This is a genomic window from Paenibacillus sp. Paensp111 (assembly GCF_059492195.1).
This window is the reverse complement of record NZ_CP168527.1, coordinates 892,505-919,236: the sequence shown is the minus strand read 5'-3', so window position 1 is coordinate 919,236 and position 26,732 is coordinate 892,505. Positions and strand designations below refer to the sequence as shown.

27 protein-coding genes are annotated in these 26,732 nt (G+C 49.5%); 4 read left to right on the top strand and 23 right to left on the bottom strand.

The features are described from left to right. Positions 1-41: 41 nt before the first annotated feature. Positions 42-941 carry an alpha/beta hydrolase gene (locus tag ACEN86_RS04240; RefSeq protein ID WP_495633118.1) on the top strand — a complete coding sequence of 300 codons (900 nt, stop codon included), beginning with the start codon at positions 42-44 and terminating at the stop codon, positions 939-941. Between the two features lie 69 nt (positions 942-1,010). On the opposite strand, the gene ACEN86_RS04235 is transcribed toward ACEN86_RS04240, so the two are convergent. The 7 genes from ACEN86_RS04235 to ACEN86_RS04205 all read right to left on the bottom strand — a co-directional run bounded on the left by ACEN86_RS04235 (position 1,011) and on the right by ACEN86_RS04205 (position 6,440). After that, positions 1,011-1,277, bottom strand: coding sequence for a metal-sensitive transcriptional regulator (locus tag ACEN86_RS04235; protein WP_495633117.1), 267 nt, complete (start codon positions 1,275-1,277; stop codon positions 1,011-1,013). 60 nt (positions 1,278-1,337) lie between these two features. Beyond that, entirely contained in the window at positions 1,338-1,829 is a 492-nt protein-coding gene (locus ACEN86_RS04230) for a DsrE/DsrF/DrsH-like family protein (RefSeq protein ID WP_495633116.1), read from the bottom strand. Between the two features lie 182 nt (positions 1,830-2,011). Beyond that, complete coding sequence (locus ACEN86_RS04225; RefSeq protein ID WP_495633115.1) at positions 2,012-2,467, bottom strand: acyl-CoA thioesterase; 456 nt, start codon at positions 2,465-2,467, stop codon at positions 2,012-2,014. 111 nt (positions 2,468-2,578) lie between these two features. Then, entirely contained in the window at positions 2,579-3,004 is a 426-nt protein-coding gene (locus tag ACEN86_RS04220) for a GNAT family N-acetyltransferase (RefSeq protein ID WP_495633114.1), read from the bottom strand. A 509-nt stretch (positions 3,005-3,513) separates the two neighbouring features. Continuing rightward, positions 3,514-4,071 carry a GNAT family N-acetyltransferase gene (locus ACEN86_RS04215; protein WP_495633113.1) on the bottom strand — a complete coding sequence of 186 codons (558 nt, stop codon included), beginning with the start codon at positions 4,069-4,071 and terminating at the stop codon, positions 3,514-3,516. Positions 4,072-4,114: 43 nt separating this feature from the next. Continuing rightward, the gene (locus ACEN86_RS04210) at positions 4,115-5,647 is read right to left on the bottom strand and encodes a carboxypeptidase M32 (protein ID WP_495633112.1); all 1,533 of its coding nucleotides are present in this window, start codon (positions 5,645-5,647) and stop codon (positions 4,115-4,117) included. Positions 5,648-5,828: 181 nt separating this feature from the next. Further along, positions 5,829-6,440 (bottom strand): TetR/AcrR family transcriptional regulator, encoded by a 612-nt coding sequence (locus tag ACEN86_RS04205; RefSeq protein WP_495633111.1) that lies wholly within the window; start codon positions 6,438-6,440, stop codon positions 5,829-5,831. A 223-nt stretch (positions 6,441-6,663) separates the two neighbouring features. Between ACEN86_RS04205 and ACEN86_RS04200 the strand changes: the two genes are divergently transcribed. Then, positions 6,664-7,200 carry a sigma-70 family RNA polymerase sigma factor gene (locus ACEN86_RS04200; protein ID WP_495633110.1) on the top strand — a complete coding sequence of 179 codons (537 nt, stop codon included), beginning with the start codon at positions 6,664-6,666 and terminating at the stop codon, positions 7,198-7,200. Beyond that, positions 7,187-8,518: a DUF4179 domain-containing protein gene (locus ACEN86_RS04195; RefSeq protein WP_495633109.1), complete on the top strand. Its 1,332-nt coding sequence runs from the start codon at positions 7,187-7,189 to the stop codon at positions 8,516-8,518. Before ACEN86_RS04200 ends, ACEN86_RS04195 begins: the two co-directional genes overlap by 14 nt. Positions 8,519-8,613: 95 nt before the next feature. Here ACEN86_RS04195 and ACEN86_RS04190 read toward each other — a convergent pair whose 3' ends face one another. From ACEN86_RS04190 to ACEN86_RS04165, 6 genes are all read right to left on the bottom strand, one after another. Then, entirely contained in the window at positions 8,614-9,498 is an 885-nt protein-coding gene (locus ACEN86_RS04190) for a carbohydrate ABC transporter permease (RefSeq protein WP_495633108.1), read from the bottom strand. 18 nt (positions 9,499-9,516) lie between these two features. Then, positions 9,517-10,398, bottom strand: a complete 882-nt coding sequence (locus ACEN86_RS04185) for a carbohydrate ABC transporter permease (RefSeq protein ID WP_495633107.1) — start codon at positions 10,396-10,398, stop codon at positions 9,517-9,519. A gap of 47 nt (positions 10,399-10,445) precedes the next feature. After that, the gene (locus ACEN86_RS04180) at positions 10,446-11,798 is read right to left on the bottom strand and encodes an extracellular solute-binding protein (protein ID WP_495633106.1); all 1,353 of its coding nucleotides are present in this window, start codon (positions 11,796-11,798) and stop codon (positions 10,446-10,448) included. Between the two features lie 194 nt (positions 11,799-11,992). Then, positions 11,993-12,781 (bottom strand): response regulator transcription factor, encoded by a 789-nt coding sequence (locus ACEN86_RS04175; protein WP_495633105.1) that lies wholly within the window; start codon positions 12,779-12,781, stop codon positions 11,993-11,995. Continuing rightward, positions 12,782-14,557, bottom strand: a complete 1,776-nt coding sequence (locus ACEN86_RS04170; RefSeq protein WP_495633104.1) for a cache domain-containing sensor histidine kinase — start codon at positions 14,555-14,557, stop codon at positions 12,782-12,784. A gap of 57 nt (positions 14,558-14,614) precedes the next feature. Beyond that, positions 14,615-15,508 (bottom strand): helix-turn-helix domain-containing protein, encoded by an 894-nt coding sequence (locus tag ACEN86_RS04165; protein ID WP_495633103.1) that lies wholly within the window; start codon positions 15,506-15,508, stop codon positions 14,615-14,617. 148 nt (positions 15,509-15,656) lie between these two features. On the opposite strand from ACEN86_RS04165, the gene ACEN86_RS04160 reads away from it, so the two are divergent. Continuing rightward, positions 15,657-17,786 (top strand): glycoside hydrolase family 52 protein, encoded by a 2,130-nt coding sequence (locus ACEN86_RS04160; protein WP_495633102.1) that lies wholly within the window; start codon positions 15,657-15,659, stop codon positions 17,784-17,786. A 217-nt stretch (positions 17,787-18,003) separates the two neighbouring features. On the opposite strand, the gene ACEN86_RS04155 is transcribed toward ACEN86_RS04160, so the two are convergent. The 10 genes from ACEN86_RS04155 to ACEN86_RS04110 form a co-directional block, all read right to left on the bottom strand. Next, on the bottom strand, positions 18,004-18,297 hold the full coding sequence (locus ACEN86_RS04155) for a hypothetical protein (RefSeq protein WP_495633101.1): 294 nt from the start codon (positions 18,295-18,297) through the stop codon (positions 18,004-18,006). Positions 18,298-18,301: 4 nt separating this feature from the next. Further along, entirely contained in the window at positions 18,302-18,523 is a 222-nt protein-coding gene (locus ACEN86_RS04150; RefSeq protein WP_495633100.1) for a helix-turn-helix transcriptional regulator, read from the bottom strand. A gap of 91 nt (positions 18,524-18,614) precedes the next feature. Then, on the bottom strand, positions 18,615-19,187 hold the full coding sequence (locus ACEN86_RS04145) for a GNAT family N-acetyltransferase (RefSeq protein WP_495633099.1): 573 nt from the start codon (positions 19,185-19,187) through the stop codon (positions 18,615-18,617). Between the two features lie 295 nt (positions 19,188-19,482). Then, complete coding sequence (locus ACEN86_RS04140) at positions 19,483-20,091, bottom strand: restriction endonuclease (protein ID WP_495634211.1); 609 nt, start codon at positions 20,089-20,091, stop codon at positions 19,483-19,485. Between the two features lie 158 nt (positions 20,092-20,249). Beyond that, entirely contained in the window at positions 20,250-21,464 is a 1,215-nt protein-coding gene (locus ACEN86_RS04135; protein WP_495633098.1) for an MFS transporter, read from the bottom strand. Between the two features lie 244 nt (positions 21,465-21,708). Beyond that, entirely contained in the window at positions 21,709-22,497 is a 789-nt protein-coding gene (locus tag ACEN86_RS04130) for a DUF4261 domain-containing protein (protein ID WP_495633097.1), read from the bottom strand. Between the two features lie 87 nt (positions 22,498-22,584). Further along, positions 22,585-22,848: a NifU N-terminal domain-containing protein gene (locus ACEN86_RS04125; RefSeq protein ID WP_495633096.1), complete on the bottom strand. Its 264-nt coding sequence runs from the start codon at positions 22,846-22,848 to the stop codon at positions 22,585-22,587. Between the two features lie 24 nt (positions 22,849-22,872). Further along, on the bottom strand, positions 22,873-23,325 hold the full coding sequence (locus tag ACEN86_RS04120) for a HEAT repeat domain-containing protein (protein WP_495633095.1): 453 nt from the start codon (positions 23,323-23,325) through the stop codon (positions 22,873-22,875). 115 nt (positions 23,326-23,440) lie between these two features. Then, complete coding sequence (locus tag ACEN86_RS04115) at positions 23,441-24,241, bottom strand: AAC(3) family N-acetyltransferase (protein ID WP_495633094.1); 801 nt, start codon at positions 24,239-24,241, stop codon at positions 23,441-23,443. Between the two features lie 214 nt (positions 24,242-24,455). Continuing rightward, on the bottom strand, positions 24,456-26,690 hold the full coding sequence (locus tag ACEN86_RS04110) for a sensor domain-containing protein (RefSeq protein WP_495633093.1): 2,235 nt from the start codon (positions 26,688-26,690) through the stop codon (positions 24,456-24,458). Positions 26,691-26,732: the final 42 nt, after the last annotated feature.

Here is a 26,732-nt window from a genome sequence, read left to right as displayed (position 1 = left end):
TAAGCCACACTAATCCAGATAAGAAAGCGGGAGATTTAGGTATGAAAATGATTAAAGGTCTAATCCTGGCATTGTTCATTGCTCTGCTTGTCCAGCCTGTTGCAGGGGCTTCAGCGGCCAAGGAACATTCCTCTTCTTCAACCATGAAAGTGAACTTCTACAGCAATTCGCTTCAGAAGAATATGCACCTTAACGTCTACCTGCCTCCGAATTATGACGCTCAAAGCAAGTATCCTGTACTCTATGTACTCCATGCTTACAAGATGAACGAGGACCATTGGTGGAATAGCCTTAAGATCACGGAAAAGGCGGATGAACTGATTGCAAGCGGCAAGATCGAACCTTTGATTATTGTTGCCCCGATGATGGATAACAGCTTTGGCGTGAACTCGGCGGAACAGACCGGTACAGTGCCCGAGAGCGGCAAGCCCGAAGATGAGGGTGTTCTCTACAAAGGCAAATATGAGGATTACATCACTAAGGATGTGATCCATTATATCGACACTCATTTCAAGACGAACAAATCCCGCAGCAGCCGTTATCTGGGTGGAACCTCCATGGGCGGATTCGCTGCCCTGCACATTGGATTCTCTCATCCTGAATTGTTTGGCAAGGTTGGCGGTCACTCCCCGGCCCTGTTCGTAGGACCGATGTGGGATGTGCTGGAGAAGCTCATCTATCCGACTGAAGCTGCCCGCAAGATGAATGATCCTATCCTTCTTGCCGGAACCCAGAAGCTGAACAAGCAGCGGATCTACCTCGACATGGGAGACAAGGATGATTTCCTTGGGGCCTTGAAGACGCTGGATCAGGTACTGGTCAAGCGCCCGACCAAATCTTACGAGCTGCATGTGAATCCGGGCGGGAAGCATGATGATGCCTACTGGAGCAGCCAAATGGAGAACTACCTGCTGTTCTATGCGGGTCTTGATCAAGACTAATTCAGGAAAAAACGGCCTCGTCCTTAATTGAAAGGGACGAGGCCGTTCTTATAAGAATAGCTGGCGATATTAGCGGCTTTTAACCAGCAGCTCAATCGCTTCCTGGACCATTTTGCCCGAGTCGCCGCCTGCTTCTTGTTCATCCAGAATACACTGCTGCAGATTCTCAGCTACGATCTGGGCAAGAGCCTTGTCCGCTGCGTTGCGGATGGCAGACAATTGGCTGACAACCTCCTTGCACGATTTCTCCTCTTCCATCAGCCTGAGCACACCGCGCACCTGGCCTTCAATCCGGCGAAGCCGCTTCTTAATATCATCATGATACATGTAACCCATAGTTAACTGCTCCTTTCACGCATATACCTATACATGTATTATACCAAAAAGTAAGCCTTATTAGATAAACAGATTGACCTTGGCCTCTGCCGCATCACCCAGATAAGCGGCCACGCCCGCATACTCCAGTCCATCAATCAACTCTTCCTGCTGAAGACCAAGCAGGTCCATCGTCATCGTGCAGGCCACCAGCTTCACACCCTGCTCCTGAGCCAACTCAATAAGCTGCGGGAGCGACAGCGCACCATGCTTCTTCATCACATGCTGAATCATTTTCGGACCCATGCCCATAAAGTTCATTTTGGATAGCCCCATCTTCTTCGCGCCACGAGGCATCATCCAGCCGAAAGCCTTCTCCAGCATTCCTTTCTTCACTTTCACAGCTTCATCTCTGCGCAGGGCGTTCAGACCCCAGAACGTGAAGAAAATGGTAACCTCATGATCAAAGGCTGCTGCTCCATTAGCAATAATGAAAGCGGCCATAGCTTTGTCCATCTCTCCGCTGAATAGAACAATGGTAGTACGCTCGGGTGCAGCCGCCGTAGCGGTCAAGTTAGTCACAGCTTCTATTGTTCTCACCTCATTTTATTATTTATATACCCACAGGGGTATGTTGACGGCCAAAAAAAATAGTAGGGAAAGAGTATGATGTATGTTAACTATTTGAAGTCAAAATACACATACCCCTATATGTATATTAACGGGATTGCTCACATTCGTCAACCCTTACTTATTCATCCCATTCTCTCGTACGAGCTGATCACTTCCCGTGCCGAATCAGGAATCGGGGTACTCCTCCCGCTCTTCGTGTCCATTAACACAATGGCACCGCGCCCCGCCGCTTTCAGTTCATTATTCGAAGTTAAGGCATATTCGATATCCATAGAAGAACGGCCCAGCTTTGCCACTCTTATGTACAGCTTGAGCGGATCCCTTAAGTAGATCTGTGCCAGGTACTGGCATTCCAGATCAGCAACCACAGATACCTGCTCCTCACTGAACAGCGCATCCGTTAAGCCCAGATTCTCGAAGTACTCAATTCTCCCTTGTTCAAAATACATGAAATAGCTCACATTATTCACATGGCCCAGCAGATCCGTCTCGCAGTAACGTACCTTAATCGGAATGGAGAATTGAAATTGGCTAAGCCAGCTCTGCGGATCAGGCTGCACAAAACTTTCTTTTCGCATAAATAAACCCCTCTCTGAAGATAGAATTGTTCTTCATATGTTCATCTCATCTAACACAGAAATAGGAACATCCCTCTGCCACAAGGGACGTTCCTCATCTTGCTGGATCAGCTATTTATCCATTACCGTGAACATCCCTGTCATGCCTGGGGAATAGTCCCGGAATCCGTACTTCTCGTAGAACTTCTCCTTGCCTTCAGAAGCGAACAGACCAATAAAAGCGACCCCTTCCGGGTACCTCGATGTCTTGATGAAGCTAAGGAGCTGTTCCAGCATGCGGCTGCCTACACCTGAAGCCTGGTGTTCAGGCAGTACGGCAACGTCCTGTATGTAGAAGTACATTACCCCGTCGCCAACAACCCGGCCCATGCCGACCGTAACGCCCTGGTGAACAGCGACTACGCCATATACCGAGGCCGCAATTGAAGCCTCCGTCATCCCGGTATTCACATCTCCCCAGCCTACCGATTCCCACAGAAATTGATGCTCGGCAACGGTTGGCAATCTTTCTATAATCTCATATTCATTTACTGTCATATGGGTTGACCACCTTTAATCAGATTGAAGGGTGGCTGAATCCGCTGAGACAACCACCATGGTTATTTGCCAGTTGTAAAAGTCAGCTCCATGTCGTTCATCTCCTCTCAAGTATTCACTGAATATCATAGTACGGATTCCAAAGTTTGACCAGTGCAGGACCAAGTGGTGCTCCGTGCGACGCTCCACGAACGGAATGTTGCTCCCCTCGCTGTTGTTTCCAGATTTATTTGAATAGTTCTAGCAGTGTAAATCTGAAAACAAAGGCGACCGCTGCCGCTTGTCCGCAATCCTTCCTTTCGTTCCGCTGCTTTCAGCAATGATCCGGCTTTGTAAGACCAGACCTATATATAATTGATAACCCGAAAAATATCACGCTTATAAAACCAATCAAATTCATATTTGCAAGATCACATGGACTACTCCACACAATAAAAGACATAAAAAAAGCCCAAGCCTACATAGGCTTGAGCTAATAAATAAGTTGATCTTAAGAATTACCCCTAGGCTTACTTCACAGGAATATATTCATCCTTGAACAGTCCCATCAGGATATTGTCATAATACTGACCCTCGAAATACAGGTCTTCCCGTATGATTCCTTCTTGAACAAAGCCTAACTTCTCGTAAGTCTTGATGGCTCTCTCGTTAAAGGCATACACATTAATGTTGATCTTACGAAGGTTAAGCGTATCGAACATATACGGAATAATTAGATGCAAAGCTTCGCTTCCATATCCATGGCTCATATAAGCCTCATTGGTGATGGCAATACGGAAGCTGCCTTTTCTCTCCCGGTGATCCACATCCAGAACGGCGAGATCGCCGATCACTTTGAAGTCGGATTTCAGGCAAATAAGCAGGTCCATCCGGCTGTCATCCAGGCTCCATCTCTCAACAGCCTGCTCGAGCTGCTTCTTCGTGAAGAACGAGGTAGTTCCGGTAAGCTTCCGAATCACTGGATTTGACACAGCCTCAAGCAAATAATCCACATCGGTCTCCGCGATCCTGCGGAGGAAAATTCTGCGGCCATCCAAATATTTAAGCGATTTAAGATCTTCGGCCATAGGTATGCTCCCTTTCTGTGTGGGACGTAGTAATGGGTTAAATCTACAGACTGTAGATTCGGCTGTACTTTTCCTCTAAATAATTGACTAGATAATCCGCCTTCAAATCCTCACCTGTAACTTTGCGGATTAGCTGCTCCGGCGTGTACAGCTTACCGTAGCGGTGAACATTCTCCTTCAACCAGGCTTGAATCCCCGCAAAGTTACCTGCTTCAATATCGGAGTAGAAATCAGGCAGTTCGCGTACAATCGTATTCAGCAACTGCGCCGCGTATAGATTGCCAAGAGAATAGGACGGGAAGTAGCCAAAGCCGCCAAAGGACCAATGTACATCCTGCAGTACACCTTCCGTATCCGTAGCCGGGGTAATGCCCAGATACTCCTGCATCTTCTGATTCCAGATGGAAGGCAGGTCCTTGACTTCAATCTCCCCGCCGATGACCGCCTTCTCAATCTCATACCGAATCATAATATGCAGGTTATAGGTCAGTTCATCCGCCTCTACACGAATCATTGTAGGCTGTACCGTGTTCACCGCCTGGTAGAAGTCCTGCTGACTTACGTGTCCCAGCTGCTGCGGGAAGTGTTCCTGAATCTTCGGATAGAAGAATGTCCAGAACTGCTCGCTGCGGCCGACCATATTCTCCAGGAACCTGGACTGGGACTCATGGATCCCAAAGGAGGCACCTGTAGACAGGGCCGTGCCTTCAAGCCGCGGATCTATATTTTGCTCATAAATACCGTGTCCTGCTTCGTGAATCGTCCCAAACACCGCCGAACGCACATTGTCCCGGAGATATCTTGTCGTAATGCGGACATCGCCGGTATTCATTGGCTGGGCAAAAGGATGGACCGTCTCATCAAGCCGGCCGGCCTGCATATCGAAGCCGATGATCGGAAGGAAGTACGCATTGAACTTCTTCTGCTGCTCTACATCATAACCCTGCTCAAAAATCTCCACAGACGGCTTATTGCCAGACTTCTTAATTCTCTCAAGCAGGGCAACACTCGTCTCTCTCAGCTTGGCGAACAGCGGGTCCAGAACGGCTGTACTAAGACCCGGCTCATATTGATGAAGCAGCGCATCATAGGGATGCTGTTCATATCCGTAAATCTCGGTGACTTTCCGGTTATAGTCAACGATCTTCTCCAGGAAAGGCTGGAAGACGCTGAAATCATTCGTCTCTCTTGCCTCTTCCCAAGCATCGTTCGCCTTGGCGGTAAGCACAACATAATCGCGGTACATCTCTTCAGGAATCTTCCGCGAGCGGTTGTATTCCTCTAATCGCTCCCGAATCTGCGCCTGTGTAATTTCATCCAGCTGTTCACGTACGTCATCTGCGGATAATATATGTAAAAGTTCTCCCATCTCCTGTGAGATGGATAGTTTGAATTCCTCTGTTCTGAACGTGCCTATCGCCTTCGCAAAAAGACCTCTGCCCTTCTTGGGAGCGGTTACCTTCTGATCCCAATCAAGCAGACTTCCAATCATGACGAAATGGGCGATCTTCTCTTCTAAAGCTTTGTACTGTTCCACAGCCAACTGAATCTTGGGATCAAGAGTTTGTGATTCCATACGATAAGCCTCCCATAATAAAATATATTTTATTCCTGCCACCTAAATAGACTAATTAGTCTATTTTATTTAATCACATTTTTTTCCTGTTTTCAAACTTGATCTAACTTCTCGTGACGCAAAAAAAACCTAATCCCGGAAAATCCGGCAGTAGGCTTTAGTCAGCGGTATATGATTATTCTTAACTTAAAAAGTTAAGAAACATTTGTTTCATTTGGGTCAGCGCAGCCTCATAGGGATAGTCCGGGTCAGTCACCACACAGATGGATGCCCCGTCAATCAGCCCCCAGAACGTATGAGCCAGTATCCCTGCATCGAGATCAGCCCGAATCTCGCCTCGAGCCTGTCCCTCTGTTATGATGTCCCGGATCAGGTTAATGAACAGATCCTGCCTCCGCTTCTTCAGGAAGCTAGCAATCTTCTCGTCCCGGCAGGACTGCAGACGGAATTCATAGTAGACCTGAAACAGCGCCTTCTCGGCCTGATCCTGGTGGTTATTACCCAGATACGTATCGAACAGGAAGGATACTTTATCTATCGAAGCAGGCAGCTGCTGAAGCTGTTCTTTGACCACATTCTGAAGGCTGGATGTATTCTCATTTACAGCTTCAAAATATATCTCATCTTTGGATCTGAAATAATTATAAATGGCCCCTTTGCTGAACCCGGATTGTTCTACGATGTCATCCATGGTAGCCTGCTGGTAGCCCTTCTTGGCGAAGCAGATCAGTGCGCTGGACAGGATGTCCTGCTTCTTCCGCAATTTATAATCCTCCGACACGACTGGCGCCATAAGCAGCAACCTCCCTCTGTTCTGTCTGACCTTGAACCGTTCCTTACGTCTTGAGTTCAAATTTAGCATATATTTCCTGAGTGTACAAACGAGGAATTCATCGAGCTTATATGTATTTTCAGCTGTTCATCTTAAAATAATTGAACAAAAGTTTCATGTTCGTGAACCCGATGCAGGCCTGCCGCATCTAATTAATAGAATCCAATACAGGAGGTTTAACAATGTGCAGCAGTTAGAACAAGATATTATACTTGCCAGAAAAGGCAATAAGGAAGCATTCGTGCGGCTTATCAAAGCCAATGAATTAAGTCTCTACAACGTCGCGAGGTCTATCTTGAAACAGGATGAGAACTGTGCAGATGCCATTCAAGAGACCATACTGAAGGCTTATCGCTCCATTCACACGTTGAAAGAGCCTGCCTTCTTCAAAACATGGATATTCCGGATTCTTATTAATGAGTGTAATACCATACTTCGCAGGGAGAAGAAGGTTATTGTATCGGACAAGCTGCTAAGAGACTCTTCTTCAATGGATAGTTACAGGAATATTGACCTTCAAAAGGCAATTGAGCAGCTGGAGGAAACCCTCAGACTAGTAGTTACACTTCATTACTATGAGGATATACCCCTGAAGGTAATATCTGAAATTCTTGGTACACCTGAAGGAACCGTTAAATCCCGTCTACATCGGGCTAGACAAATTCTTGCGGAATTTTTAGAAGGATCGAATGAGAGGAAGGTTGGATATGAATCCTATTAATTTGGATGCTGAACTTATGAAGGTTACCGGAGAACAGAAGGACAAGCTGCCGGAAGTCGTTCTCGACCGGATCAACGCTACGCTTGCATTACTGCCTGAACAACCTGCAGTGCGAAAATGGCGTAAGCCGCTAGTAATAAGCACTACAGCTGCTGCTCTCGTTGTGATATGCGGCCTTGGCTCAGCCTTCGTCTCTCCAGCAATGGCCTCTGCGCTCAAGCAGATTCCAGGTATACAGAAGGTGTTTGAGATTGCCGGGGATTTTGGCCTTAAGACGGCGGATGAGCAGGGATTGACTACTACCATTGCCCAGCGAATTACGGATCAAGGAATTACACTTGAGCTGTCTGAGGTTATGTATGACGGATCGAGACTCACATTGGGATATATTCAAAAGTCTCCTAAAGGTATCCAGGAATTAAGGCAAGTTAAATATGCCATTAATGGTAAGCCCGTATCATTTCCTGGTAGCGGGACAGGTAACCGGTTAGATGATCATACCTACGCCGGGGTCATTAACTTAACCCCCAATGAGAAGCTGCCGGATCAATTTGAGCTTACCATGAGCGTGTCTCAGATCGGAGATACAACCGGATCTTGGAACTTCAGCTTCCCCGTTAAGAGAACAGATTCCAGCAACAAGGTAGTCATTCCTATGATCTCCAAGACATCCGGTAATGTCACCCTTACTATCAAAAAAGTACTCTTCACACCAAGCACCACCGAGCTTGACGTTGAGGTGAAGCGGCCAGCTAACAGTGACGTAATGACGTTTACAGTAACCGACGACAAAGGAGTCGTGCTTGAACCTCACAGTGGAAGCGGAGGCGGACAAACCAAGAATGGGGTAGAAATAACCCAATTTAAGCAATTGTTCGGACCGGCTCAAGGAATACCAAAATTCGTTACCATTAGTCCTGCCAATGATTCGAGCCAAAGCTCAGTACCAGATAAAGAAACACGCGTGCTCTTGGATCGAGCACCTAGTGAGGATCATCCTATTATCTTGTCACAGGGTGATATCGGTCAGCTTAAGGTCTACCAAGTACAGTTCCTTAAAGACAAGACCCTTGTCTATTATCAAACCGAAGGCGCAGATCCTCATGGTCAGTCAAATCCGTTCTGGATTGAAGATGAATCTGGTGCAAAGTACATGCTGCATGATAAGGCTGCTGAACTGATCGACCCTGTTCAATATAAATTCATGCGGGAATACCCAGCCTTCCAGCCAGACCAAAAACTTATGCTTGTTACTAGACAACTGCCCAAGCCGATCCATAACAAAGATCTTGAGATTACCGTTCCTGTTACTCCATAAAAGATATAAATCCCCCAATGAGTCACACTTCACTGGGGGATTTAATTCATTATGAGAGAACTGGTCTTACCAGCACATTGCCTGGTGTCTGAGAACTACCCCTTCACCGATCCCGCAGAGATGCCTTCCACGATCCGGTCGCTCAGGAGCAGGAAAGCGAGCAGGATCGGCAGAATGCTGATCATCAGCGTAGCCCCGATCGCTCCCCAATCGGTCGTATATTGTCCGATAAAGTTCTGTACTCCGACGGTTAACGTCTTGTATACATCTGAGCTGATAAAGGTGTTCACGAAGATAAATTCATTCCAGTTATAGATCATATTGATAATTCCCGTGGTAGCCAGGACTGATGAGGTCATCGGAAGGATGATTCTGAGGAACATCCGGTTGACCGAGCAGCCGTCCATAATCGCAGCCTCCTCGACCTCCTTCGGCAGTGCATAGTAGAAGCCCAGCAGAACCATAATGGTCGTCGGCAGATTAAAGGCCGTGTAAGAGAGAATCAGTGATAAGGGATTGTCGATTAAATGCAGCTTCTGAAATGTGCTGAACAGTGGAATCAAGGTGGAGTGGACCGGGATCATGAGTCCGACCATGAACAATCCTAATACAAATGAACGTCCTCTCCACTTCATTCGGGTTACTGCGTAAGTCACAAAGCTGGCTAGTAATACCGTCAAAGCCAGAGCACAAGCGGTTATCCACACACTATTCAGGAAATACACCCCGATATTCCCGCTCGTCCATACATTCACATAGTTGTCCCAATGCGGATGCAGCGGAATTGAGAACGGGGGCTCGCCTAGCACTTCCTGATTGTTCTTCAGTGAGAACAGGATCAGCCACACCAGCGGCAGGATCTGTAGTACCGCTACAAGCATAAGCACCAGATACATGAGCAGGGTTCCGGTTCTGCGTCCGATTCGCTGAACAGCACCGGAAGTTCCGAGCGGATACGCAGGCATTGCTTCCGTCTTCACAGATATCCCCCTCCTTTCTTAATGAAATTGAACCGTATCCTTGGAGGCCGTGGCCTTCCGGATCAGGAACGTCGCAATCAGGCAGATCAGGAGCAGGAAAAAGCCGATCGCACTGCCGTAGCCGAAGTCGAAGCTGCGAAATGCTTTGTGGTACATGTACGAAGCCATGACTTCACTTGCCCCATTCGGCCCTCCGTCCGTCATGACATAGATCAGGTCAAAATATTTCAAGGAGCCGACGATAGATAATACGATGGTTACTTTAATGATCTCCGTGACGAGCGGAAGCTTGATCCGCGTGGCAATCTGCCAGCTGCTGGCCCCGTCTATACGGGCAGCTTCCATCAGCGATTCAGGGATATTCTTGAGACCTGCATAATAGATGAGAATATAGAATCCCGCATACTGCCATACAATAGGCACGAACAGGGAGAACAGCACAATCTTGGGATCGGCCAGCCAGGACGGCGGGTCACTGACTCCGAGTGAGCTAAGGAACACATTTAGAACCCCGTTACTCGGATGATAGATTTTGATCCACAGCTGGGCAATCGCCACAGAGGAGAGCAGCATCGGAATGAGATAGATTTTGCGCAGAAGGTTAGCCGCCTTGATCTTCCCGGAGAGGACCAGGGCAATTCCCAGATAACCGATCAGGCTGAGACCTGAGAATACGGCCAGCAGCAGGGAATGATAGGCACTCTGCCAGAATGCTGAATCCTTAATCAATGCTTGATAGTTATCCAGGCCAATGAAGATCATCGGACTGATTCCATCCCATTTATTAAGACCATAGTAGCCGGTCAGAATGATAGGAATATAGACAATCCCGAGGAGAAGGAGCAGCGATGGCACCACATACAGGGCAATCACCCGCTTGTTCGACATCACTTTATCCATAACGCATTCACTTCTTTCATACTGGACTCGGCCAGAGCAAGGACGGGCTATTTGCCCGCCTGCACCGCCTCTTGATGCTTCTTCGCGAACTCTTCAGGAGTGACCGCTTTACCGAACAAGGCCTGAATCATGTCCAAATGTGTCTGTGCAGCATCGGGCTTCAGCTGTACATCTGCGAATAAAGTGATATTGCTTGCCTTGTTCAGCTCCCCAAGCAGATCGACATACATCTGAGGCAGCTTCATATTGGCGGTGTCCACCTTAGTGGCCGGGATAACGCCTGCATCCTTCACGGACTGCTCACCCCATTTGGCAACGAAGTATTCTACGAACTTCTTGGCTTCCTCCTTGACCTTGGAATTCTCGGCTACGAATAAGCCAACTCCAGGTCCGCCAACCCAGCTGTCCACGTTCCCTTTGCCGCCATCTACGGTCGGGAATTTGAAGAAGCCTACCTTATCCTTGAAATCCTGAGGAATGTCCGGGTTCGTCGTGAAGTTCGGAATTTCCCATGTTCCCATCAGGTACATCGCGGCTTTCCCGTTCATGAATTCAGACTTACCTTCGTCGTTGGACAGTCCGTTAAATCCTTTGTTAAAAGCATTCATACCCACCAGATTCTGCACCTCGGTGGCTGCCTGAATCAGACCTGGATCTTCGAAGCTGCCTGATCCATCCATCGCTTTCTTCAGCGCATCGCTGCCGGCGATCCGGTCAGCCAGATACATATACCACAAGGAGCCGGTCCATCTGTCTTTATTGCCAAGCGCAATCGGTTCAACTCCGGCTTTGGCCAGGGTATCTACCGCTTGCTTGAATTGTTCATAGGTAGTGGGAACCTGCAGATTGTATTTCGCAAATATTTCTTTGTTGTAATAGATTGGCGTAATATTCAGTTCAATTGGCAGCGCATAAGTCTTGCCATTAATGGCGTAGGCTTCGGCAGTACCCGGTACGAATTTGTCCTTGAGCTGGTCTCCGCCCAATATGTCATCCAAAGGAGCGAATAGATTCCCTTTTACATAAGGCTCCAGGAATCCTGCGGCCCACGTAATTCCCACATCTGGAAGCTCATTGGAGGCCGACAAAACCTTGAGCTTGTTCTTGTACTGTTCATTCTCCATGATCTCTGTCTTGATGGTGACATTCGGATGATCCTTCTGGTATTGATCAATGATCTGGGTCACAAGCTTGTTCTGCTGAGCGGAGCTTCCCGCCGGCCATAGATGCATCATCTTCAGGGTAACCTGCTTGTCCCCAGCCCCATTTGCGCCGGAGCTTGCATTGGAACCTGCGTCCGCCGTCCCGTTATTCGCTTTGGATCCTCCTCCGCAGCCCGATAGGACCAGCATCATGGTTAAGGCCAGAAGCAGGCTGGACATCGTCATCTTTTTGAACATGAATAGACCTCCTCATTGATTATCGCCGTTTATGTAACCGCTAACAATTTGATTGTAGCAAAGGGCGCCTCCTCCAATAAGGGCACTATGATTAGGAATAATTCCACTTTGATTGGATCATCTGAGAAGAGGAGTTGCGAGGAGCCAGTATACTTACTTAGCTCGCCAAGGTGATGACTTGAACCGAATGAGATCTAACCAATTGAGCCAGAGTTACCGCTGACCTCCTGTCTGTAACGGCTGGGGCTTATCTTCTCCTGCTGCTTAAATACCTTAATAAAATATTTATCTGTCTGGTAACCCACGCGCTCCGAGATTTCGCCAACCGGAAGCCGGGTCTGAAGCAGCAGCTCCTTCGCCCGCTGTATCCGTCTGCGTGTTAAATATTCCGTGAACGGGATTCCCATCTGTTCCTTGAACAGCACACTGAAATAGCTGGCGTTCATATGCAGGCGTTCTGCAAGAAATGCCAGAGTCAGTGGCTCATCCAGATGGCCCTCGATGTACTCCGCCGCCTCTTTGACCTGCTGGCCAAGTCTCACATTCTGATCTTCCAGTGCAAGCAGCTTCGGATCTACAAGCTTCTCCATTCTCTCGATCCGGTGCCTGTCTTCCTCCTGCTTGAGCGCCTGCGTAACCACCTCCAGCAGCTCCTGCTTCTCAATCGGCTTTAACAGATAATTGACCGCTCCATAACGAAGCGCAGCCTGAACATACTCAAATTCAGCATGACCCGATATCACGATAGCCACGGGTCTCACCGGATGATCTCTCAGCCCACGAATAAGATCGAGACCGCTGACCTCCGGCATACAGACATCAGTAATGAGCAGGTTGGCCGTATCGTGTGAGAGCCATTCGAGTGCCTGGACCCCGCTATCCACACACTCGATCCGGTAATCCCCGGCTGCCCATATATCCAGAGCTTTCTTGATGCCCAGCCGTGTTCTCGGTTCATCATCCACAATCAATATGGTTCGCAATTATTCATTCCCTCCGCTTCCTGTCAGATCATGTTCATCCGGGATCTCGAAATACACCCGGGTCCCTTTATGAAGCTGGCTATCTATCCTCAGCCCCTTATCGCTGGCTCGCTCCGGTCCATAATAAAGCTTCAGCCGCTGCTGTACATTCACAAGTCCCACCCCCGTGCTCTTGGATACAAAAGAGTTGCCTTCCGCCAGCCCCTGCCGCAGGGACGACAGCGTCTTGTCATCCATCCCGGAGCCATCATCCTCTACGGAGATTAAGATTTCTCCCGGATTCACAGACAAACCCACACTTACGGACACGGTGCCACACCCAAGCTTGTTCTCCACCCCATAGCGGATTGCGTTCTCAACGATAGGCTGAATCAGCAGCTTTGGAATGGGCACAAGGGCCGCTTCGGGAGAGAGATGGATGCGCCAGGTTAATCTCTCCCCGAGCCTCATGCGGATAATTTTCAGATAGCGTTCCACCTGATCCAGCTCATCCTGTATCGTCACCCATTCACTGCTCTGCGAGCTGCTTATGTTGTAGCGAAACAGTCTGGACATGGCGACGACCAAGCCCGCGAGTTCCTCTTCCCCCTTGTCCTCCAGTGACCAGTTGAAAGCTTCAAGCGTATTGAACAGGAAATGCGGATTAATCTGCGCCTGCAGCGCTTTGAGCTCCGCCTTGCTCTGCAGCATTTCTTTCTCATATACGGCCCGTATCAATTCATTGATATGATAGACCATTTCGTTATAAGAATGGTTCAGTTCCCGCAGCTCCATCGTGGAGACCGGTTCAGTACTCGGCGTCAGCACACCCAGCCTGGATCTGCGCATGGCCCGGATAAGATGGATGATAGGCCTGGTAAGCATAGTGGACAGAATGAAAGACAGAATGAGGAAGCCCAGAACAGCGAGCCCTCCCGAGACAAGCAATACGGTTCGCAGGACCGAGATTCCCTTGGTGACATAACTCACCGGGGTGAGGATGATGAGTGTCCAGTTGGCCGATTCCGAGTACTGCTTCACCATCACATATTCTTTTCCCTGGAACATGACGGTCTGCTCGCGATGGAGCAGCAGCTGGGACAAGTCGAGTCCTGACGAGACATCTCCTATTCCGAGCGGCTGTCCCTGGTCATTAGCCAGCAGAATCGACTCACCGTTCCCGCCCCCAGCGGCCGGGTCATTAAGCTGAAAGTAGCCCCGCTGGATACGGGCGATCAGATAACCACCCGGAGAGAACCAGCGATCGAACAGGTTGACCCGGCGGATTGCCAGTACCGACTGGGCATTATCCGGATCGATTCCGATCCAGACCAGCCGGCCCTTTTGAACATCAGCCTCATGGATGTACCGGGAGCCTAGCCTCCCGTCCAAGCCTCCTTCCCGAATCGGAAAGACCTGCTTTCCGTCATTGGTATAGAGCTCGAGCGCTTCAATTCCTGGGGTGTACGCCTGATAGCTCCCCGCGATCTGGAGCAGGGACTGCCTTTGATTGAACGTGATGTCCTGACCATTTACTTTGCTCAGAAGCAGCTTCTGGACGAAGGGATGCCCGGCTACCTGGGCTGTCATGCTGTCAATCTGGGTCATCAGCGCATCAAGCCGGCCGCTCGCCTGAACAGCAGTCTGCTGAATATGCTTCTCGGCATTGTTCTTCAGCAGTGAAGATACTTTGTCAAAGATGAAGAAGCCGGCCACACTGAAGATGACCACCATGACTAGGAAAAACCCGATAAAAATCTGATTACGCAGGGTATTGAATCTTTGAAGACTCCGCATCCGCTATGCCTCTCCCTCTATTTGATGAAGCCGTCCTTTTCGGCGGGTAAGCTGGACTTAGATGTGATTACGCGCTCTGAACTTTCCAGGCGGTTCCCCGGTCCAGCGTTTGAACTGGCGGCTGAAATGGGCTATATCTCCATATCCAAGCAGCCGGGATACCCTCTCCACAGACAGCTCGGGCTGCATCAGCAGCAGCTTGGCCTTCTTAAGCTTAAGCTGGGATAAATATTGGCGCGGGGATATGCCGTACACGCCTTGAAACATCCGTGCACATGCCGATGCGCTGTATCCGAGACCCGTCATTACGGACTGGACCGTCTCTCCAGAATCCTCGTTCTCATGAAGCTTTCCTTCCGCTCTTTCGAGCACCACACGCTCGAGACTTGCCGCAATCATCTCCGCAATACGCGAAGCGCGTGTGTTCGTAAGTGGCGGGCCTGTCTGTTCGGTCAGACAGCCAGTTATGGCTCCGAACAGTTCAAATACCGCGGAGAGTGTCATCATCTTCGTCTGAAGCTTCCATTCATCCTCGTGCAAGGCCAGAGAGATCAGCTTATCCAGACTTGGCCGGATGGCCAGCGCGAGCGGACTTCCCTGCGGGTAGCAGCGCTGCTCCCCCTGAAGAAGCAATTCCCTAAGTGCGCGCTCGTCGGAATCGAAATGAATGCAGTAGTACGTCATCGCCCTGGCTCCAGCATTTCGGCTCTCATGTGCGTCTTCCGGCTTCAGCAGCATGATATCCCCCGGATTCTGCACATAGCTCTTCCCATTGATCATCATCTCCTGCTTCCCTTCGAGCAGCAGATTAATCTCAAATAGCGGATGCGTGTGCTGGGGATAGGTCCATTCCGGGGTTACCTTGCGCCAGTGGGCGGCAAAGATCCGGAAGGTCGATTCCATATCCGGCAGCATGACTTCCTTGATTTCAAACTCTGATCTCGTGTCCATTCCACCCCTCCTAAAGTCATGACATTCTATCATCTCAACTGCTGAATTTGGATAAATAACATCCAACTCTGGATATGGGAAGCGCTTTAATTCCTTGATAGTATGAAGATATCACATTCCAATTGGTAATGGATAGGAGGCAGTTAAATTGGATAAAAAAATATTTTTCAATGCCCACCACGCTCCCATCGGTGCCTTTGCAAGCTTTACATTAGGATTCCCTGGGCGCAGCGGGGGCTTTGATCTGGAGTTCGGGAGACCTCCCGAACAGAATGTATATATCGGTCTGCAAGAGCTGGACGGGGACAATTTCCAGGCGCTGCCTTTCTATGATCAGGCCGGGGACGAATCGACGAGGTACACAGCCGGGACTGGCGAGACGGCCGATGAGCCGGCAGCTTCCATGATCAGCCCCTTTGCACCTGAGGAGATCCGCCGGACATTCGGGGCGGCCACCGATACCTGGGAGGCTGGTGATCTGATATTCCGCATCTACTCCCCATTCGATTCCGTACCGGAGCCGCAGTCCGCAGATGAGGAAGAGCTGAGGTTCGCTCTGCTGCCGGCCGTGCTCGTCGAGATTACCATAGATAATACGGAAGGCACCTCAACCCGCCGGGCTTACTTCGGCTTTCAGGGCACTGATCCATATACCGCTATACGGAGACTGGAAGAGACTACGGATGGCAGACTGTGCGGCGTCGGACAAGGACGACATACCGCCATAGCCTCGGATGATCCGCGTGTCTATAGTGCGGGTCATTTCACTATCGAGAATATTTTGCAGCCCAAGGTGCAGGAGAATTTGAGATTCGGACTCGGCCCTGTCGGGGCCCTGCTTATGGATGTCCCTGCTGGGAGACGGGAGACTTACCGCTTCGCCCTATGCTTTTATCGGGGGGATTATGTAACCACGGGTCTGGATGCGGCATACCTGTATACCCGTTATTTCGCCAATATTGAGGAGGCGGCTTCATACGCACTGAAGCATTTCGACCGCAAGGTTGAGGTTAGCCTGAGAAATGACGATCTGATCGATTCTTCAGCTCTGTCGGACAATCAGAAGTTCATGCTCGCTCATGCCATCCGCAGCTATTATGGCAGCACCGAGCTGCTGATCAGCGAAGACAAGCCGCTGTGGATCGTGAACGAAGGGGAATACCGGATGATGAATACGTTCGATTTGACGGTAGACCAGCTGTTCTTTGAGCTGAAAATGAACCCCTGGACCGTTCGAAATGAACTGGACCTGTTCACCTCCCGTTACAAATATGAGGACACCGTCCGCTTTCCCGGTGAAGAGATCGAATACCCCGGTGGGGTAAGCTTCACCCATGATATGGGGGTGGCGAATTCCTTCTCACGTCCAGGCTACTCGGCATATGAACAGCATGCCATCACGGACTGCTTCTCCCATATGACACAGGAACAGCTTGTCAATTGGGTGCTGACTGCCTCTGTATACGTTCACCAGACCGCTGATCAGGAATGGTTGGAACATAATTTGGACCTGCTGCAGCAGTGTCTGATCAGCATGGTGAACCGGGATCATCCGGATCCTGCTAAGCGCAGTGGTCTGATGAGTCTGGACAGCTCGCGGACCATGGGGGGCGCCGAGATTACCACCTACGACAGCCTCGACATCTCGCTCGGCCAGGCGCGGGGCAATATTTATCTGGCGGGCAAATGCTGGGCGGCTTATGTGGCTATGGAGCGGTTGTTCGCGGAGAATGGCCTGGATGACATGAAGAGCCTGGCTGGAGAGCAGGCAGAGCGCTGCGCACGGACCCTTACAGCCCATGCCACTCCGGAAGGCTATATTCCAGCCGTGATTGAAGAGGGGGGCGACTCCCGGATTATTCCTGCCATCGAAGGACTTGTATTCCCGTTATTCACCGGCTGTGAAGAAGCCTTGGATCCAAGCGGGCGCTTCGGGGAATATCTGTCTGCTCTGAAGCGTCACTTCTATGCCGTGCTTCAGCCGGGCATCTGCCTGTTCCCGGACGGAGGCTGGAAGCTCTCCTCCACCAGTGATAACTCATGGCTCAGCAAAATTTATCTATGCCAGTTCGTAGCCCGCCGCCTACTCGGTCTGAAGCAGGGAGAGCAGGAGCATGCGGCCGATGCGGCTCATGTGAATTGGTTGACCAGAGAGGAGAATGCGTTCTGGAGCTGGAGTGATCAGATGATGGCCGGCTCGGTCTGCGGCAGCCGTTACTACCCTCGCGGCGTTACCGCGATCCTGTGGCTGGACGAAGCTGCGGCGGAGACCGTATGAGGCATCTCCAGGACAATTTAGACGCCTGAACTTTAATGGACACCAATAAAATCCCTTGCCTATCACAAAACACTAGTAGTATGTTTCAAGATTAAACCAGTCCATCCCGCACAAATAAAGACAGTCAGTCTCCGCATTTAGGAGGCTTACTGTCTTTGCTATTAGCGGTTTCCGTGTAGATTATTGCTTCTAAGCAAGTTAATCAGTTCTTTTTAACTCAGTAATTCTTGCGGGTCTTGTTGATATATGTGAAGGCACCACCAAAGATACTTAGAGTTAGAAATAAATATAACAATATGTCGGGTAAGTATTTGGTCGTAACTATGTCTAATAAATTTAAAACAATCAAGACGATAACACTTAAATACATAACATTATACAGAGTATTATTAGTTTTATATTGAATCCCCCTACCTCTTTCATCTTTTCCTTCCCTGCTTGACTGGAATCTAATCACATACAACTGACAAACAAATACCACAACAATAAATATAACTTTTAACCACAACATACTATCACTCCTCCCCATAATCAAAGACCTCAGTTAACGGCTTCTCGAATGCATTTGAGATTTTAAAAGCGAGAATCAGGGAAGGATTATATTTGTTCTTCTCAAGGGTAGCAATGGTTTGACGACTGACTCCAACTCGATTGGCAAGTTGCTCTTGAGTCCATCCCTTTTCTGCACGGAAAATCACTAATTTATTGGATAACAATAGGACCACCTCTAGCGCCATTGTAAAATATTTCGTCCATTTTGTAAACTATTTCTTACATTTTACTTATAATTGAACAAGAGTCCCTTGCACCAACAAGGAACTCATCCGCCTACCCAATCTTGTACTCCCCTTTAAGCTGGCTGTACACCTCCAGATCCACGATGCCTTTGCCCGCCCAAAGGGAGGCCTGCCGCAGTGTCCCTTCATATACATAACCGTTCTTAAGCAGCACTTTCTTGGACCCTCCGTTACCCGGCATCACTTCCGCCTGAATCCGGTTCACATCGGCTTCCTCGAACAGGAAGCGTGTAAGGAGTCTCACCGTTTCGGAAGCCAGCCCTTTCCCCCAATGGGATTCCGCCAAAAAGTATCCGACCGTGGCCATATTCACTTTCTGATTGAAGTTAAAGGCTTCGGCAATACCAACCAGTCTGCCCTTGTCCTCACAGCTGAAGATTCCCCATTTGATAATGGACTTCTTCATGTAATCTCGCTCGAAATGCGGAATCATCTTCTTCACCGTGTCCTTGTTATGCTTGGGGATAATTCCGCAGTAATCAAACACCCGGTCATTGCTATAAATCTCGAATAGCTCCTCCAGATGCTTCTCTTCCACCTTGGCCAGCCGCACACGGTCTGACTGAAGCTCGGGGAACACTCCGAACAGGGCTTCCATATTCATTTTCATCCCTCTTTCCGTTCTAATTCTTCTTCCCATCGTTATTTCCACTCACGCTACTTCCAATCTTGTCTAATTCATCAATTCTAACTAGTTCTGCAACGGGGAGCAGAATCCCTGTACTCGTCATGCCTTTGTCCCGCCCAAATAAAAAAAGCGCAAGTCCCCTAAAGGTACTCCACGCTTAATGTTCTCCGACTTAAATCCTACTACTTCACATGTCAGCTTTCTGTGTCAGGATCCCTCTACTCCCGATCCCCGGTGAACCTCACTGATCTGCCCGCTGACCGACTTACTCTTAGCTTCTTGACCTCCCGGACAATCTAACCTTCTTGGCCTTACCGGAGTTCTCCCCGTCCATATCCAGGATCAGATCCGGCTCCTCTTCAATCAGATCCATAACCCGCTCATGCTGGCTGGATTTGAACATGTCTATCATATCGATAAGCTCGGATCTGTCTATTAATCGTACCCCATTGCAGCCAGCCAGGATCTCGCAGGCCTCGGTATACCTACTTGAAGCAATCACGGTGGACTTGCTCGCTCCGTAGTATCTCATCGAGCTGTAGATCTCCTGAACCGCACTGAGTCCCACCGGATTCGACTCGGCATAACGCTTGGCCTGAATTACATTTCGCTCCCCGTCTCTATCCGTGAAGACCAGATCCGCTCCAAAGTCACGGCTGCTAACCGTCTTGTAGGCATCCTCATATCCTAGGGCCAGGAACAGCCGGTACAGGTACTCTTCGAATTCCTTACCGTCCTCCATCCGATCGATATCCTTAATACTCACTTTCATGGGATCTATGATCCCTTTGCGGGTATAGATGCTTTTTCGCTTCAGCCATATACGGATTACTACTACAGCAAGAATCAGTGCAAGTACTGCAGCCAAATACAACTCCATCGAACCGAACACGTCTCTCCCCCCTTCCTGCTAACCTGTTAACCCATCAAGAATATTAGATAAAAAGAAACCGCCGGCCGCATTCTCCCGTCACGGTTTCTCTTAAATGGAGCAGCATGCCCGCATAAAATATAGGCCGGTTAGCTCGGCCAGATACTCTAGGCCTGTCCAGTCGTCCCGCTTCTGCGGCGCTCTATGTACAGGCTCAGGCATGCCCCGGCACAGCCAAGCAGGGCGAGGACGGACGCAAGCCACGGCACGTGAGGCAGGCCAGCGTAAGTAATCACCAGTCCGCCCAAGTATGCGCCGCCAGCATTGCCCAAATTCAGGGCAGAGTGGCTTGAAGTAGACGCCAGAAGCGGCGCATCATGGGCCAGATTCAGAATGCGGACCTGAAGGCCCGGCATGATGCCGAAAGCCGCAACTCCCCAGATGAACACTGTGATCACAGCAAGAACTGCATCATTCAGCGTAACCGATAATACTGCCAAAATCACACTCAGCACCGCAAAATTAGCGATCATGGCCGGCATTAGCTTCCAATCCGCCAATTTGCCGCCAAGCAGGTTGCCCAAGGTGACGCCTGTACCGAATAAGACCAGTATCCAGGTGACCTCATGCTCCTTATACCCGCTAAGGGTCTCCAGCGCCGGAGTGACATAAGTGAACATCGAGAACAGGCTTGCGCAGCCAAATGCCCCTGTAAGCAGCATAAGCAGCACCTGCGGGTTCACCAGGCTCCGGAACTCCTGAATCAGGCTTGTGGGCTGATCCTCACGGATCTGTGGAATGAACCGTATGATTCCAAGCAGGGACAGGAAGCCGAGCAGGGTAATGGCTCCGAAGGAAGACCTCCAACCGAGCTGCTGCCCTATGAAAGTTCCGAAAGGTACGCCGATGATATTCGCCACGGTAAGCCCGGCCAGAACCATCGATACGGCTCCTGCCCGCTTATCGGGGCGTACAAGCCTTGAGGCTATCAATGAACCTACCCCAAGGAAAGTCCCATGAGCCAGCGCCGTCATGATTCGGGCTGCGATGAGCAGGATATAATTCGGTGCGACTACAGACAATGCGTTGCCTGCGATGAATATAGCCATTAAGAGCACAAGCAATTTCTTCTGCGGCATTCGGTGTGTCAGCACCGTGAGCAGCGGGGCTCCTACAGCAACCCCCAGCGCATAGCTGGTGATAAGCTGGCCTGCAGCCGGGATACTTACATCCAGATCATGCGCTACATTGGGCAGAAGGCCCATAATGATAAACTCGGTCATGCCAATAGCAAACGCACCCAAAGTCAGACATAACAAGGATAGCGGGAACCGATTCTTTTGCGGGGATGATTCCTGCAGGGGTTGTGCGGTCAAATTCATGCTGTCTCTCCTTCTCCTAGCGGATCTCTATTCCCCACAAGCATATCATTCGCGTCAAGAGGACAGGCCTGAGCCCTCATGCCGGCTGCTTCCGAGTTCAGCATGAACATGCCCGATTACAAAAAAAGCCCCGTACTCCGTTGACCGGAGTGCGGGTGCCTGAGAGTACGTCTTGCAACAAATTACATTGGCTAAGGTAACAATTCGCTCTGGAATTTGCTCTGGATTTTGCTCCTGGATGGCTCTAGAATCCGATCTTGATGCTGTCCCCTTCAGCCGCTACGCCCGGTGATCTGGTAAGAGACAGCTTCTGCTCCGCAGAGAACCCAATCGTCTCCCCATCCTTGAGTGTTACATTATTCTCTATGATGAAGCTTACAATTACAGTAACGAATTCAAATACATCCCCGGCACTTTGAGTGGAATTCACAATCTCAATCTCGTCCTTGCCGAAACTCCGGAGCCCTACCGTATAAGCTCCTACACCCTGCTCATTCTGGTACATTCCAATAAATACCCAGAGAACTACCGGAAGAGTGTCTTCCTTCAGGGATTGTGCCAAATCCACGTACTGCCCTGCTTCCATGACTAGAGGCGCCGTATAAATAGCAATCGCAGGTGCAGTCTGCAGCAGCGAGCTGGCTACCTTGGTGAAGAGCTTATGTCCTTCAATGGCGTCTTCCGCTCCCAGAACCGACACAATGATATGAGCCTTGTGGGTCGACACAACCTGCTCCGCTTCTCTCCACAGGAAGTTATACTTACAATTCTCCTCTACTTCGCGGTTAGGAATAACAGCTGGCATATACCCGCAGGCAACCTTCATGCCGTCCACCTCGAACACGAGGCTTTCCTGCTCGGTCTGCTCCCCCGTCTCAATTCCCCACTGCTGCTTCAAATTTGCGATAAATGAATCAAAGTCATACTGAAGCTTGTCCAGCAGTACGAATCCTACGATAGGACCGGACTTCTCGTCTCCTGTTGACGTGGATGAATCCTCTTTCCTGCCGCGCAGCTTATCGAATAAACCCATATCCCAATTCCTCCTCTGTCTGAAAAAAAACACCTCCCGCATCGTCATTCACGACTATTGGAGGTGTTCATCGCTTCTGAGTCGCTTTTAGCCGTATACTACGTTGAAAGCCTCTTCCACATGGGTCAATATCGTATCCCAGTCCGCATCCGGTGTCTTGGTAATCGTGACAAAGTCGTTAACCGCGAACAGGTTATCGATCCCCTCAATGCTAAGCAGCGCTTTGGCCAGCGGATGATCTGTAGCATCTCCGCTTTTCAGGGAAGTACTTCTCGGGCCCTCAAATAAAGGTCTGCTTGTGCTAATCTTGATCGAATTCGGATTAGGTGTATATTGAACATCGATTTCCATGGATACCCGGGTCACTCCTGTCCTTTAAGAGTACTTGCTGGTACGAAGGGATGCCCACTTGTCCTCAAGCCAGGCATCAAATTCATCGCCTTTATTGCCTTCGTAGATATCATACACATCAATTCTCATCTTCTTGAGCTTTTCTTTGAATTCTTCATAAGTATGCTCTTTCGGCAGGCTCTTCTTGATTCTTAGCAGCAGCTTTGTAATGCCCGGAACCAGGTCCCCCGGCTCGCGCTTAGGGATTTGCACTTTCTCCCCAAGTCCTTGTAGCTGACGCTGCGCAGCTTCCTGTACCTTGAGTACAGAGTCATTCTTCAAGATGCCTTTAAGGACACCGACTGCTTGTTGATGATTAAGCTTGCCAAGCTCCTCTACCGCCTCAAGACGTCCTCTCCAGTCAGAGGTACGGTTGGCGGCCTTCTTGAGCTCGTCGTAATTCTCGGGCAGTTCGCCATGCAGTTCTTCGTTATTCAAACGGACCAAACTCCTTTGTTTGCTGTGATCTGTAAGTCTCTATTATATAACTATTCGGGGGTCCCTGGATACTTCAACTTCAGCATTGCCCTCATTTTGTCCATAAAAACATGCCTTAGATCCGATTCTTCTCCATCCAATCGACTGCCCAGTCCACCAATGAGCGCTGCCGGATTAGCCGAACCTCTGCATTGCCGACTTGATGAACTTTAACTTGATGGGCTTCATCATATTCCTGCCCGATTCTGATGAAATCCACATCATCTACAGCCTGGGTTCTATAGGTCACCCACTGCCGCTCGCCATCTACCAGAATAGCACTGCTCTCCTCCGTAAAGGTCTTGGTCGGGAAGTCCGCCCGGGTCTCAGCCAAATGCAGAGAGGTGTTCTTGTCGTACCCAACTCCAATCAGCAGCACATATCCATCCAGCTTATACAGCTTATCTACAGGCGAGTTCTCTCCGAAAATATTGCTCAGGTCATGCTCCTCCGTGATATAATCCGCATATTTGCCCACGGCCGCGATGGAGCGTGCCGGGTGATCCGTTCTCCGGGCTCCCGGCCATTTCCGGAACATTTCAGCGACAACCCCCATGCCGATAGCGGGAGTGACCTCTTTATCATAGGCAGGCCAGTGTTCACGGAGGATCGGCCACCACTCCTTGGGTTCTTCCCAGTGCACCCCGGTGGACGGGTCGAGGTTCTTCCAGGTCTGTGACGGCATCATCAGCGTCCCTTCCTCCCCAACAATTTCAAGCAGGGCTCTGATCAAAGTCTCCGAGCCCCCCACAACGAAGCCGAGACTTTTTAGTGACGTGTGCACAAAGATCGTCTGCCCCGGGGCCACTCCGCATTCCTTGAACTGCTGGATAAGATCCTCCTTGGTTAATATGATTCTGTTCTCCTTGGAATTCATTACCATCATCCTCCTGTTTCAGATAATAAAAAAACAACCCCGCAGCTGCTGCGGGGTTGTTGTCCTCCAGACGTAAAGAGACAATTCATTGCCCTTGAGTTGGTCCTTCATATGTGAGTAGAATTCAAAAATCCGTATAAGAACATCATACAAAGATTTACAATTAATATCAACAAAAACAGGTGTCTGTAAGGAACTAATTACGCCGTACGGCTTAGAGTTCGCTGGAGTGCCCGGAGATTCCTTGGGCCAAATAAGCTTCCATAAATTCTACCGACAAAGGCGGACTGTAATAGTAGCCCTGTCCAATTTGGCAGGCATTGTGAATCAGGAAGTTCACCTGCTCCTTCTTCTCGATTCCTTCCGCAATGACCTTGAAATTCAGATTGAGGCCCATATCGATAATGGTCTTCACCATGGCTCCTTGATTGGAATGATAAATGATATCGTCCACGAAGGATTTATCTATCTTGATCTTATCAATCGGAAGGTGCTTCAGAATACTTAGGGAGGAATAACCTGTGCCAAAATCATCGATGGACAGCTTAACGCCGATCAATCTCAACAATTTAAGGATGAGCGTCGACTTTTCGATATTTTGCACAATGCTTTCGGTAATCTCCAGTTCCAGATACTGAGGGTCCAGGCAGGTCTCCTGCAGCACCTCGGTAACAGAATCCACAAAGTTCTCGTCCTCCATCTGCCGGACCGAGATATTCACCGCTACTGGAATTGCCGGAAGCCCTGAATCCTGCCAAGCCTTATTCTGCATGCAGGCCGTCCGCATCACCCATTTCCCCAGAGGGACGATCAGGCCTGTCTCCTCAGCCAGCGGGATGAATTCTAACGGAGAGATCATGCCATACTGCGGATGTCTCCAGCGCAGCAGCGCTTCAATACCAACAAGCTCGCCGGTAGAGAGGTCTACCTGCGGCTGGTAATAGATCATCATTTCATCCTGCTCAATTGCCCTGCGAAGCCCGTTCTCCAGCTCCATCTTGCGGGTGGACAGCCCATTGAGGTCCGAGGAGTAGAACTGGTAGTTGTTCTTCCCGCGTTCCTTGGCCAGATACATGGCTGTATCGGCATGCTTAATCAGCGTCTCCTCGTCCACCCCATCTGCGGGATACATACTGATCCCGATACTGGCTGTCACAAAATATTCCTGATGATTAATCTCAATCGGACTCGAGCACTCGACGAGCAGCTTCTTGGCAATCCGGGTCACCTTTTCCTTCGTGCAGTTCTCCAGCAGGATAATGAATTCATCGCCGCCTTGTCTTGAGACCAGCCCGTCTCCTTGAACCGCCCGCTCAAGTCTCTTGGCCACCTTCTGCAGCAGAAGATCCCCAACCATATGCCCTTTGGTATCATTAATAATCTTGAACCGGTCCAGATCCAGGAACAGCACGGCCAGCATTTCGCGCCCGGCTTGATTCAAAATATGGTTCAGATGCTCTCTGAGCTTATAACGGTTGGGAAGCTCGGTTAAGGCATCGTAATAGGCCATGAACTCTACCATTTTCTCCGATTCCTTACGGATGGAGATATCACTGCCGACAACCTGTATCGCTGATCTGCCTTCAAAAAGAATCGGGCTGGCCGACAGCTCGACATGTGTGCTTTTGCCGTCCATCCGGTTCATTTCAAATTCAATGGACTTCCTGTGGCGGCCGTGTCCCTTAGTCTCTTCCGTAATCTGGAGTTCTTGTAATACCTCTGCCGGAAAGAATCTCTCTATAGGCTGACCAATCAGCTCGCACGGGGACGTCTCGCCTATGAGGGTGCACCCTGCCTTATTGATATAATCAATCCGTCCTCTTCTGATGACAGCAATCAGTTCCGGCGACATTTCCACCAGACTTTGATAGCGGTCCTCGCTTTCCTTAAGGTCAGTAATATCAAGAATAACACTGGTGAAATCGATGAAATTCCCCTTCTGATCCATCTTCGGTATTCCCCGGTCCTGGATCCAGCGTACTTCTCCATCCGGGCGGACAATCCGGTAAGTACTGGTGACCGTCTCTCCCTTGGCCGTGCGGGACAACCGGTCTGTAATCACACCCATATCCTCAGGAACAATGACCTGCATCCAAAAGGTCTTGTCATTATAAAAGGCACTAAGCGGATAACCGTACAGCTTCTCGATCCCAGGTGTAATGAGCAAGGAATCCGTCTTCATATCGTGATACCAGATGGCCACATCCAGAGTCTCAAAAATATTGTTGAGCCTTTGATTATTTAGCGTCAGCTCATCTTTGGTCTGGCTTACTTCTCTTAACATGGAGAAGAAGCCATAAAGCGTAATTAACAGAATCATGATGTGCAAAGACATATACACAGTCCAATTCAGTGAATCCAGGAACAGATCAAATAATGATCCTGTTATGATGAGAACGACGAAGATCAGAACCCATTTATTTTTTAGCATGCCGCCAATTACTTTCATCCCCATGTTCACTCCTAGCTGCGGATACAAATATTCCAATAG